Source organism: Paraburkholderia sediminicola (assembly GCF_046027355.1).
GTDB classification, from domain to species: Bacteria; Pseudomonadota; Gammaproteobacteria; order Burkholderiales; family Burkholderiaceae; genus Paraburkholderia; species Paraburkholderia sediminicola_B.
Window position 1 is genome coordinate 175,776 of record NZ_JAQQEK010000004.1, and the last position, 12,035, is coordinate 187,810.

General features: G+C 61.3%; 9 protein-coding genes and 3 pseudogenes. 3 read left to right on the forward strand and 9 right to left on the reverse strand.

Going from position 1 to position 12,035, the window contains the following annotated elements:
• From PQR42_RS09105 to PQR42_RS09115, 3 genes are read left to right on the forward strand one after another with little or no spacing between them, the layout of a single operon-like run.
• On the forward strand, positions 1-447 hold the full coding sequence (locus PQR42_RS09105; protein WP_408213052.1) for a TadE/TadG family type IV pilus assembly protein: 447 nt from the start codon (positions 1-3) through the stop codon (positions 445-447).
• Positions 444-1,061, forward strand: a complete 618-nt coding sequence (locus PQR42_RS09110; protein WP_408493621.1) for a hypothetical protein — start codon at positions 444-446, stop codon at positions 1,059-1,061. The genes PQR42_RS09105 and PQR42_RS09110 overlap by 4 nt, the downstream gene beginning before the upstream one ends.
• Positions 1,058-2,497, forward strand: a complete 1,440-nt coding sequence (locus tag PQR42_RS09115) for a TadE/TadG family type IV pilus assembly protein (protein ID WP_408213058.1) — start codon at positions 1,058-1,060, stop codon at positions 2,495-2,497. The genes PQR42_RS09110 and PQR42_RS09115 overlap by 4 nt, the downstream gene beginning before the upstream one ends.
• Positions 2,498-2,642: 145 nt before the next feature.
• Here PQR42_RS09115 and PQR42_RS09120 read toward each other — a convergent pair.
• The 9 genes and pseudogenes from PQR42_RS09120 to PQR42_RS09160 all read right to left on the reverse strand — a co-directional run.
• Positions 2,643-3,572, reverse strand: a pseudogene (locus PQR42_RS09120) (ISKra4-like element ISBte2 family transposase); the annotation flags it as partial.
• A gap of 412 nt (positions 3,573-3,984) precedes the next feature.
• Positions 3,985-4,632, reverse strand: a complete 648-nt coding sequence (locus PQR42_RS09125) for an FMN-dependent NADH-azoreductase (RefSeq protein WP_408386209.1) — start codon at positions 4,630-4,632, stop codon at positions 3,985-3,987.
• Between the two features lie 251 nt (positions 4,633-4,883).
• Positions 4,884-5,105 (reverse strand): annotated as a pseudogene (locus PQR42_RS09130) (IS1634 family transposase); the annotation flags it as partial.
• Positions 5,106-5,621: 516 nt separating this feature from the next.
• Positions 5,622-6,224: pseudogene (locus PQR42_RS09135) on the reverse strand (TetR/AcrR family transcriptional regulator); the annotation flags it as partial.
• A gap of 152 nt (positions 6,225-6,376) precedes the next feature.
• Positions 6,377-6,790: a hypothetical protein gene (locus PQR42_RS09140; RefSeq protein ID WP_408386205.1), complete on the reverse strand. Its 414-nt coding sequence runs from the start codon at positions 6,788-6,790 to the stop codon at positions 6,377-6,379.
• Between the two features lie 927 nt (positions 6,791-7,717).
• On the reverse strand, positions 7,718-7,876 hold the full coding sequence (locus PQR42_RS09145) for an alcohol dehydrogenase catalytic domain-containing protein (RefSeq protein ID WP_408386203.1): 159 nt from the start codon (positions 7,874-7,876) through the stop codon (positions 7,718-7,720).
• On the reverse strand, positions 7,863-8,021 hold the full coding sequence (locus tag PQR42_RS09150) for a hypothetical protein (protein WP_408386423.1): 159 nt from the start codon (positions 8,019-8,021) through the stop codon (positions 7,863-7,865). Before PQR42_RS09150 ends, PQR42_RS09145 begins: the two co-directional genes overlap by 14 nt.
• A gap of 2 nt (positions 8,022-8,023) precedes the next feature.
• A complete protein-coding gene (locus PQR42_RS09155; protein ID WP_408213066.1) occupies positions 8,024-8,887 on the reverse strand; it encodes a 4Fe-4S dicluster domain-containing protein in 864 nt (287 codons plus the stop codon).
• Between the two features lie 10 nt (positions 8,888-8,897).
• The gene (locus PQR42_RS09160; protein ID WP_408213069.1) at positions 8,898-11,876 is read right to left on the reverse strand and encodes a molybdopterin-dependent oxidoreductase; all 2,979 of its coding nucleotides are present in this window, start codon (positions 11,874-11,876) and stop codon (positions 8,898-8,900) included.
• Positions 11,877-12,035: the final 159 nt, after the last annotated feature.

A 12,035-nucleotide genomic window follows, 5' to 3' on the forward strand; every position in this document is an offset into this window, starting at 1 on the left:
ATGCGCACACCGTCGCGGCAGCGCGGCCTGACGACGCTGGAATTCGTCATTGCGTTGCCGATCGTGTTGTTCCTGCTGATCGGCACCCTCGAAATGGGGCTGATCCTGATGGCCGACGCGTCGCTGGAAATCGCCGTGCGCCAGGCGTCGCGCTACGGCGAAACCACCATGGTGCCGACCGGCGAAACGCGCGACGAGGCGGTCACCAAACTGATCGACAACGACCTGTTCGCGTGGGTCAAATCGCCGCAACAGATCATCATCACGACGACCACGTATCCGTCGTATGCAAGCGGCGCCAAAACTGCCAACGGCATGGGCGGGCTCGGCGACATCGTGCTTTACAACGTGTCATTCACGCGGCCGACCTTCACCGGCATTCTCGGCCTGGCCGGCGTGACCCAACTGACGTTCACCCGCAGCATCCTGATTCAGAACGAACCGTGAAAAGTCCACTCCTCATGCGCGCGTCAGCACCGCTAAAAAAACGGCTCGCAACCCGCGCCTCCACCGACACGCGCGGGATCGCGGCAATCGAGATCGCGGTGCTGCTGCCGATCATCCTGATCATGCTGCTCGGGTTCGTCGAACTGTACGGCTACTTTCGCGCGTCAGCGCTCGTCACGCGCACCGCGTTTACGCTCGCCGACAGTCTCGGCCAGCAGACCCAGCTGATCGATAACACGGACGCCTCCAATGCGGCCAACCTCGGCGCGTACTGGAACGCAGCAATCGCGATGGCCAACCCGATCGCGCTGTCGTCGAGCGGCGCGGTGATCGTCACCGTCATCGACGATGCCGGCAACGGCAAACCGCATCTTTCGTGGCAACGCAAAAGTCCGTGGTCGCCAGGCGCCACGTCTCTACTCGGCGCGGGACTGCTGCCGGCGGGTTATCCGTTCAAGTCGTCCGACTGCGTGGTTGCGGTCGAAGTGTTTTACACCTACAAACCGTTCGCGCTGACCGGGACGTTATGGCGGACCGCGCCCGGCAATCTCACGCTGTATGAGCCCGCGTTCTATCGCGTGCGCTTCGGCAAGGAACTGGTGCTCGTGCCATGAATCCGTTTCGCGATACCCGTGGCGCCGTGACGCCGATGTTCGCCGTGTCGATCGTGCTGATGCTGATGGCGCTGCTCGGCGGCATCGACACGGTGCGCTTTCATCTCGCCCAATCGCGGCTGCAATATTCGCTCGATGCCGCCGCGATCGGCGCGGGCGGCGAATTGCGGCTGCTGTCGGCCAATGCGACGAGCGCGGACATCGCGCAATGGAAAAGCGACGCGCTTGCCTATTTCACCGCCAATATGCCGGCCAACTATCTCGGCAGCTCGTTCGATCCGAAGAGCTTCACCGTCGCGCTGACGGGCGCGCCGTCGACGGGCCAGTACGTGACCATGTCCGCGCAATTGAAGTTGCCGCTCGTGAGCGCGGGGCTCCTGAAACTCGGTTCGATCCTGATCCCCGGCTCGAATCAGACGGTGCGCACGACGCGCAGCAATCTCGAAGTCGCGCTGGTGCTCGACAACACAGGCTCGATGATCGAAGACGGCAAGATTACGGCATTGATCGCTTCGTCGAAGGCACTCGTCAAGGAGATGTTCAACTCGACCAGCGCGAGTTCGAATTCATACATGGGCATCGTGCCGTTCGCCACCACCGTCAACGTGGGCAATACCGCGACGACCCGCAAATGGATGTCGAGCACGGCGCCCGCCGACTGGGCCGGTACGGGTTTTAGCTGGTCGAACTGGGGCGGCTGCACGATCGAGCCACGCGCGTCGAGCGGCAATTTGCTGCTCACGCCGACCAATCCCGCGACGCATCCATTCAAGCCTTATTACTACAAGTACGAAGGCAAGATTTATAACTGGGGCTGCGTATCGCATCCGGCGACTTTCCTCACGTCGAACACGACCACGCTGAACAACGCGCTCAACGCGCTGAAGCCGCCGAAATATTCGACCGTGATTCCCGAGGGATTGCTGTGGGGCTGGCGGATGCTATCGCCGCTATGGAAAGGCTCGGCCGGCTGGGGTCACGCGACGCTGCCGCAAGATCCGGCGAGCAATCCGTATCTGACGCGCGTCGTCGTGCTGCTAAGCGACGGCGGCAACGAAGTCATCACCGCCTGGGATCCGTCGGACGTCGCCGACTATCCGGATGCGATTCACTACAACGGCATGAGCGGTATCAACCGCAAGGATATACCACCGTATGGCACGACCGATTCAGGTACGGTGAAGAACTATATGGGCAGCCCGGTCGATCTGGACAACATGCAGACCGCGCTGTGCACCGCGATGAAAAAGGACGGCATCATCATCTACACGATCCGCTATGGAGGTACCGATACCAACGATCCGAACGCCGCGAAAGTGATGACCCATTGTGCCAGCTCGCCCGAGAACGCATTCGATTCGCCGGATCCTTCGCAACTGCAAAATATCTTCAGTACGATTTCGGGGTCGCTCAGTGAGTTGCGGCTGGTGAAATGACGACAATGTGAGAAGCGGCGGCTGGATCCGTATAGTCGCCAACACATGTCCTTCGACGCCTTCGCGTCGGTGACAGCGCACGGCATTGCACCACGACGTGATTCCACCTTTGTGCAGCTGCAGTTTCAACACCGGCAGGGCGATTTTCCGTTTCCGTCCGCGCACACATGCCCTTGATGATCTGCTCCAGATACCTCACCCTCATTGATATGTGGAACCAGTCCAGGACAGGTGTAGAAGAAAACGGCAATTGACAAGCGATCGACTGCAGGCCATTGGCACCATCGGTGATGGCCGACAATTTTGGTTGATCGCTTCCGGATGTGACTTTTACAAGGGTGGTGAGCCGCTCCACAATATCCGGCAGCCGGTTTCTCACGAACGCGAATACGCGCGAAGTCTGGTCTCTGGCGCTCAGGCGCCCCGTTAGAACCTCAAAGCTCGAACATTCTGATTTACGGCGCCCCCGAACGAATCCTCCGTCGATGGTCAGCGTCCACTCCGTATCCTCCTTCGTGACGCGACATGCAGCCGGCTGAACAGCCTCGACGCGCGCGCCCGCCCGTAGCGCCCTGTTCCGCACGGTCACGTGGTTCAATGTCTCCCGCACAGGCAGGAACTCACGCATCATGGCGACTAGCTGGCGATACGGCATCTGTGCCGAGAGCCTGGCTTCAGGCGACAGCAGCTCGGTGGTCGCCCGCTCCGGGACGAATTCAGTCATCGGCCTATACGGATACTCCATCTGGAAGGGCGTCTCGCACGGACAGCAAACGATCCGGGCACTGCGAAAGGGCACGGTGCCAAAGACCGTATCCACCTTGCGAATCCGCCGGTCCTTGAGCTCGAGGAAACGATGACAGCGGGTACAGAAGCGTCGCAGCATGCAGACCTCTTCAGCTTGCGCTGCCACCACAATCCTCTGAAGCCTGTGCAGCACATCTTTCCCTTCGGCCAGCGACAGGCCGATCTTCTCCGGTTCAAGTCGGCGATAGGGACGTTCGAGCTGACAGATTTCGAACGTATCTGTTTCATCCCAATCGGTGGTGATCTCAACGCGAATGGTGATTTTCATCCCAACCTCCGGCGGCCATGGCTGCCGGAATCCCAGGCGCCCCGCGCTGAAACCCCAAGGTTTTTAACGCTCCCATCCGGGGGCAGCGGTCGACCACTTCCATGGCCTTTCCCAAGGTCGCTCTCGGGCGCCGGCGCGAATGCAACCAGCGCCTCGGGGGCGGCTTCCTCGACGATGCTCCCGTTGTATTCGACGTCGAGCATCGGATTGAGGGACTCACGATCCCGGCAGCCTGCGCGTCGAGCAGGGCGTGGTGCGTTTCAGGTAGGCTCGGCACCAGCAGCGTGACGGCCTCGCATGCCGACCCGGATCTCCGGATGATCGATGCGGGCCATGTCGCGCCGTACGCGGGTAGTGGCGAAGGACAAGTGTTACTCTTCGATACTGCTGTTTTACGTGCCTCGGTACAGTCTTAGGCTACGACTGCTGCGGTTGGGTCGTTGGCGGACTGACCCGTCCGCGCGCGGATGTCTACTTCGGCCGCAGCGAGCGCCTTTGTCTTGCCCTGCTCGCCCATGGACAGCCCCTCGGCGCGCACGAAGCGTATATCGGTAACGCCTACGAAACCAAATACCGTCTTCAGGTAGCACTCCTGGTGGTCCATCACTTCGACAGGCAGGCCGGCATACATACCGCCGCGGGTGGATACCACGATCAATGTTTTGCCCTTGGCCAGCCCTTCGGGCCCGTTTGCTGTGTACCGGAAGGTGCGGCCAGCTTGCGCGATGCGGTCGATCCAAGCCTTGAGCTGGGTCGGGATGGTGAAGTTGTACATAGGCGCACCGATCACAACGACATCAGCGTCGAGAAATTGGCTCACGAGTTGTTCGGAAAGTGCGTTTTCCCGTTTCTGGGCCGGCGTGAGCTGCGTTGCATCGATGCCAAGCTTAACGCCCAGCGAGTCCATGTCCAGGTGCGAGGGGGCGTTCAGAGCCAAGTCCAGGTATTCCACGGTGGTCGCGGGGTGGCTGGCCGTCCATTCTGCGACGGTCTTGCGGCTGAGTTGACGCGAAACGGAGGCGGAGCCGAGCGGGCTCGAATCGATGTGTAGTAGCTTCATGTTTTCTCCTGGCTGGCAAGGAACGTCCTTGCTAATAAGATAGATTGTGCAGGCTATGCACGGGTAGCGCATCGTCGGTACGGTGGCGCGCGGCTTTGGCGTTGGCTCCCGCGGGGCGCGGCGTCGACATCACCGGATTGGCGCGCGCTGATCACGCCGCGTCGCCAGGTCCTCATCGTCATGAAGCAGGGGCTTGAGCGCTTCGCGTAGATGCCACTCGACGTAGTAGGCCAGCATGCATAAAAACACGTTCGCGCAGTGGCCTGCGCGACCCCGGCCAGTTCCACCTGGGTCGCCGCCAGCAGCTCGGCGCGCTTTCTGACGCGCCCCTCGGCCAACGCCGGGTTGCGGCAGACCACCAGCCGCTCGCCTGGATAGCGCGCGCTGTCGAGTGCGATCAACCGGCGCTCGTCGAACAGTGAGGGCTGCCATGGGCCGCGCTGCTCGATTAACTCGGCAATCTGTGGCGAGCGAAACATCCCCGGCGGTTGCTTCGCCCCAGCGATAGCGTAGCGCCGCCATGCCGCGTTCACTCCAATGGACCCGTCGCAGGAAACGGACTGTGCCAGTCCATCCAGTCGTATGAGTCGCTGTGGTGCGCCCAAGCCCAGCTCCTTGCCGAAGTGGGATTGATCACCTCGACGACATGGTTCGACGCCGAACCTGCGTCGCTTCGATCATTCGTACCGCCTCGGCGATTGATATTTTGGGGATTCGTGTGGTCGTAAAACATGGTTATCTCCTTTGACAGCTTGACATGCACAACTACCCGCGTCGACCGTAGGAGACCGAAGGGGTTCTGTAACGGCACCGAATTCCAACGACCGACAGGCTGAGCGGGGTACAGCGCGTTGCCGAGGCAGTTGTCTCCAATTTCATTGTGCTGGACCCTGGTCACGGATGTTGTCGGCGCCCGCGGTGGGCGTCCGACGTCCGCGACCGGGCGCGCCCGCGCGATGGTCGGCGTGCTGTATTTCTTCCGGTTGCCGCCACAATACGCACGAAAAAAATCCGGCAAGCACGGTCTGCATCACCTTGTCGCTCGCCGTCTGCGGATCGCACATTCTGGAAAACTGCACACCATCGCGCAGGCTCATCAGGCCGAGCGCGAGCGCGTCCGCCTGCAGGGGCAATGGCCGGCCATCGCGCTCCGACACCGTGCGGATGCACGCGCTGATCTGGTCGAGCTTTTCGTGCCGGAACGCGTTAAAACGCTCCTGAAACGCGGCGTCCCGATACGCGAGTAGGTTGGCTTCGACCCAAAGCAGAAAGCAGTCTCGATCACGAAAATACCGGCTGTAGTACGCGATGGCGCGCGCCTTCATTTCCGCGGGCGTGCCGCCATCTTCCATGATCGCCCGCAGATTGACCTGCGCGCTATCGTGGTCCCGGCGCAGCAACTCAAGCAGCAGCTCCGGCTTACCGCCGAAGTTCGAGTAGAACGCGCCGCGGGTGTAGCCGGCCGCCTCGGCGATGTCCTCCACGCTTGTAGCGGCCAATCCCTTTTTGACGAACATCTTCCGCGCAGCCTCAAGCAGGCGCTCTCGCGTCTGCTCCCTGCGCTGTCCGTGTGTCAGGCGTTCCCGTTTCATGGCATAAGGTACCGGTCAGATCGCCATCTGCGGCGTCATCACATGTCCGCGCGTGTCAGATGACGGGTTTCGCAATGATTCTCTCGACAGGGATTTGGCAATGTCAGGCACCGCCCCCGACGCATCGCACAGACCATGGATTGATTCTTCACTCAGAATTGCTGCGCCCGCAGCGAATCGAATTCGGCGCGGCAAACGTCGCTGAATCGGCCGAGGACGTCGATCGAACCGTCTGCGAGCATTTCGCGCAGTTGAAGGAACGTCTTTTCCGGGGCTTGATAGGCATCCACAATCCTTCGTCCAACCTGATCGGCTTCGTTCGCAACCTCTGTCGAGGATTGGACGCGCATGCGGCTTATCTTCGCGAACAGACCGACAAGAGCAGCAAGGTCCGGCTCATCGTGCTGAAGCGCGTGGACATAGCAATGCGACGCCTCCTCGATGAACTCCTTATAGAGGTCCTGCCGGCGGATGCGATCGTGCGCAATCCACTGTGCCTTCGCCTGCGTTCGTTGCGTGACAACGGACGTCAGGCCAGCGATCGATGCGCCGAACAGTGCCGCCATTGCTGATAGGAGCGTTGCATTCATCAAGTTGCCTCGGCGAGCTCTATCGGCCTGCTGAATTTGATGCGGTCCGGCCTTCTGCCACGGTATTCGAAGGCGTAAAAATGCCGTCGGTCGACGACGCACACGAACTCACCTCGCGCCCGCTGGAGGTCGCGTCGGCCAGCGCTCCGAGGTAAGTCGAGCGAGGCCCCCACAGCGGGCGCAAGGCGAGTGCCCCGGAGACGGAGGGACCCCCGCGCGAGTTCAAACGCCTCATGCCAAATCCTCCAGATAGTGAATGACGCTACGAACGGCTTGACCTCATGGCTGCGATTCACCGCAGTATCGGGGATTCTGCACAATCGTTTCTCACACGACTCGAGCACGCCCCGTGCACGCTTTTTCGGAACCTGCATGATGTTCCCGGCAACTTCCCGACTGTCGCCAGCCACGTCGCTCCGTCCATGACACCGCCCTCAATTGTGATACCATTACGCCAATAACTGACATTAAACTCACTATTGATGTTAAAGTCAATCAGGACGATAAAATCTATACTGAGTGGAGGCAAAAGGCGGAATCGTTCTTCCGGCGTGCGCTGCGTTCTGGCACGGTGTCGCGCAGGCGCGTGACCGAGCGGTTGCACAGTAATCCGGCGCCGAAGGCTGATATTCCCGAACTCCCTCAGGTAAAGCACATTTTCGTCAAAGCGGCTGCACGTGTGAACAACCTCGCCGAGAATGGTCACGCACCGACCCGCAGGCGCGAACAACAGATATGTCGCTTCCGCGATGCGCGTCGCGCACGGGCGTTTCTCTCATGCTCCCGCCTGATCCGACAGCACTTCGCGTTGCCCGGACCTCGGACGAACGCGGCATGTCATCGCCCCATGCGAAAAGAACGCTTCGCCATATGGTCAGGTGCGTGACATGCGCACCGCCTTTCTTACCGGTGCACCAGCCTCATGACCCTGTCTCCCGGTCGCGACGAGCTGACACCGGCGCCCACGGAAACGATCTCTCCGGCAAAATCGTTGCCGGGGACCAGACGAAACTTTTTTGCCCCTTTGAGGCCCAGGAGGTCGCCGGCCTTACGCCTTGGCATGCTTGACGTCGATGGGATTGACCGATGTCGCGTCGACCCGGACCAGAACCTCGCCTTTTCCCGGTCGGGGCATCGCGGTCTTTCGTGTCTCCAGTTGGACCGGGTCCGCCGGTCCCAGGCAAAGCAGTTTTGTTGCGGTGCTCATGATCACGCGACCCCGACGCCGTTCGTAGATTGGACAAGCCTGATCTCGCCCAGGTAAACGCTTTCGTCGAGCTCGCATTTGCGCCAGGCGTTGCCGAGGGCATGACGGATTTCGACCCGGTAGATGCCGCTCTCCTTGGCGAGGCCACCGAACCGGAAATCGCCGAAGCCGTCCGAGGCAGTTTCGGCCAGCTTCTCGTTGCCGACGTACAGGTCCACCGCCGCATCCGTGACGCACTCGACCACATCTCCCATCCGAGCGCTGACGCTTCCGCCAATGAAGCAGGTTTCCCAACGCTCGAGGCCGCTGTACCACACGCGCGGCTTCGTGCCCAGGTTTGGCCGCAATATCTTGAGCCCCTCGCGCCGGGCCTTCTCGGCCATCGCTGTGTCATCCAGCTTGACCGTTTCGAAGACGTCGGTGGGACACGACTGCTGGCAACGCGGCTGGGGCCAACCCTGATCGAGCAGATGGGCATCGAAGATCCAGGTCTGCGGCAGCTGCAGCTCTTCATTCCAGACGATCGCCTTGTACGGGCAGGACTTCACGATGTCCTTCCGACCCCGCGCCTTGTCCGGATCGATGATGACGATGCCGTCGGCGCGCTTGCGAACGGCGCTGCCGCCCACCTTCATGCACGGCGCGTCGTCGCAGTGATTGCACATGACCGGCAGATACGTGGTCTCGACCATATGCGAGTCGCCCTGAACACGGCGCAGGATGCGCACGGGGCTGTCGGCGTTGGCCGCGGCGGGCGCGGCATAACCGGGGAAGTCGTTGCCGACGTGCTCGTCGCGCGCGGCAATGACGCAGTTCTGGCAGTTCTCGCAACGCCCGACCTTGATAACCAGATTCCACTTGCTCATTCTGTAGTCCTCATGCTGTATATCCGAGCACGAACGCCTCGGCGTCTCGCCATTTCTCGACCTGTACGAGGCAGGAGTTGGGGCTCATGCTGCTCGTGCCGGCAGTTTGAGGCCGGTCGGGGGTCAGCATATTCATGCAGCCGCCGATCTCGACACGCTCGCCGTCGATTTCAATCAGCTGAAATTCGGCGCTCGCCTCGTACGACTTGACCACTCCCGCGTTGACCAGCGGCGAGACGTCGGCCGCGCAGATCACCGCGCCCCGATCGTTGTAAACCTTCACGAGGTCGCGATGGGCAATGCCTCGCAAGGCTGCGTCTTCCCGACCAAGCCTCAGCAGCCAGAAGCGGTGCCCGCCGATCAGCGCGCGATGGTCCTCGATGCTGTTAACCGAGGAATTCTTGCCGTCGCAATGGGTATGGAAGCTGTAACGACTGTGAGTGGCGATCAATTGCAGCGGATAGCGCTCAGCCAGGTCCGAGCCCAGCCCCTCCCAGGAGGGGATATACCGGTTCAGCGCCGGGCGCTCGGGATTGTCCGCAGTGTGCCGCTTCAGCAACTCCGGCACGAACTCCAGCTTGCCGCTCGGCGTCTGCAGTCCTGTGCCAAATTTTTCGGCGAACTGGGACGGCAGCGGATGTGGTTCCTGAAGGTCTTTGCGCCGGCCCTCCGCGAACCAGCGCATGTCCACCGGATGGCGCAACTCGGGCTTTTCGGGTGGCACGACAAAATAGCCCTTGCGGCAGAAGTCGCGCCACGAAATGTGATCGGGCAGATCCGACGAGTCGAAGACCCGCTTGACCCAGTCAAGCTCGCTGCATCCCTCGGTGAACACCCCGCCCAGGCCCAGCCGGGTCAGGATGGCGGTGAAGATGTCGTAGTCGGAGCGGGACTCGCCCAAAGGCTCGATGCACTTGTGCTGCAGCGTCATCATGCGATGATTGACCGTGCCATACCCATGATGGGCGTAGCCCCCGGAATTCGACCATTCGCCGATGTCCCAGCGCTCCAGCGAAGTGCACGCAGGCAGAATGATGTCGGCAAACTGGGCCTCGCCCTCCATCCAGATCGACTGGTTGACCACGAACTCGATACTGGAGTGCCGGTACGCGTCGGCCCAGCGTCCGGAATTCGTCACCGTGCTGAAGGCGGACCCGCCGTAACGGTAGATCATGTGGATCGGCGAATACCCGGGCATGGGGTAGCTGAACGGCGCGAACTGGGCTTCCTGCGAGATGCCGTCCCAGAGGTAGCCCGTGGCATGGCCGTTGATGATGGCGTCGGGCAGTTGCTGCCGCGGGACCATTTGCTTGACAGGATTCATGGTCAGGATGTGCGGCATGCGCTGGTAATTGTTCACCGCATTGGCGGTCCACGCCAGGTCGCCGGAAATGCCGCCGTCAGCGTAGCCGGGGAAATAGAAATGGAGGTCATGGGGAACACCGACTTCCAGGCAGCCGAAATTGACCCCCGGCTTACCCCAGCCCTGCATCGCCATCATCATGATCATGCAGCGCGCCCACTGCGCTCCCGTCGCGCCTCGGCCCGCGCCACCGAATCCCGCGCCAGTCATCCCGACGGCCAGATGGACCTTCCTGTTCCCCCATAGGCGTGCAAGCGCCCGGGCGTCCTTGGCGGGCACACCGGTCTCGCTCTCCTGCCACTCAGGAGTCTTGGGAACACCGTCGGTTTCGCCAAGAAGATAGGTCCTCCACTCTTCGAACCCGGTCGTGCGAGTGGCGACGTAATCTTCGTCGTACAAGCCTTCCGTGGCCCACACATACATGATCGCAGTGGCGAGTGCTGCGTCGGTTTGCGGTCGGACCGGGATCCAGCGCCCGCCCAGCAACTGGGCGGTGGGATTGCAGTGCGGATCGATATGAACGAACTCGATGCCGAGCTCTTTGGCCCACAGGCGCCGCGGCGTCCCCTCGAATCCCGCATAGGCCCCGTTGGTACTTTCGGGATCACAGGACCAGAAGACAATCATTTCCGATTCCTGAAGGCAATCCTCGACGCCGCCATAGCCGGATGGCACGCCGATGCGCATCGAGTTGCCGAAATGATGCATGGCGCCCCAGTACCAACCTTCCCAACTGTCCGGGTTGGCGGCGACCCGGGTGAAGCCGATCAGGTTGGCAAAGCGTGTCAGCGCGCTGAGGTAGTAGCCCACGTTGCCCCACTGGTGGTGGGACGACAGGGGAAAGGTAATGGAACCAGGACCGTGAACGCGCTTCTGCCGGTTGATTTCTTTGGCGAGAATGTCCAGGGCCTCGTCCCAACCAATACGCACATAGCCAGACTTGCCCCGGTTCTGGGGATTACGTTCGCCGTCAGGGTCGAAATCCACCCGCTTCATAGGATGAAGAATGCGCTTGTCAGAGTAGACGAGGGACTTGAGCGTCAAGGCGTGGGGCGCAACCAATCCACGCCGTGGCGGACTGAAGCGGCGTCCGCGCGCCTCGACCACATAACTTGGCGCATCCGTGCTGTCCAGATCGATGGGGGTCACGCGAACGACGCGGCCATCCTTGACGTAGACGAACAGAGGCCCGCCGTTGGTGCAGGTGGTAAAGCGGCGAGTACCATCGCGCATGGGCGTGCCCATCGGCAGGCCGACAGTCTGCATCATGCTCAGGGTTTGCAATAGCCAAACCAGGAGTTCGTCCTCGCCTTCAGTGACCACCTTGAAGTTCTTGGCGGCGTGGATGATTTCGCCCTGATCCGGCTTGGGCGAAAGGAACTTCAGGGCGGTGGCCACATCCTTGAAGGCCATGCGCACGTCGGGCCGGCGATGCCTGCCTGCGCGCGACCGAACGCGCCCGTTCCTGAACGTGATGACGCGACCAATGCTTTCATCCATGAGTCCGATCCAGGCCACAAGATCGCGCTCCTTCAGGCGATCACGATAGGCGGGAAATCGGCGTGCCGTCAGGTCAAGGACCTTGGGCAAAGCAAAAAGAATGGTCTTGAGGACCTGTCGTTTCATTATTCGATCCAAAGAGAAGCGTTGTTGCGCAAGCGGCGGCATGACTGACCGCTTGCCCGGGCGTGCGAGCAGCCCGGGCGAGCGTGATCACGCCTGGCTTCATTGCAGCAGCGTGTATCGCCACATGTCGTACTCGACCGCGAAGTCGCGGATCGCAGC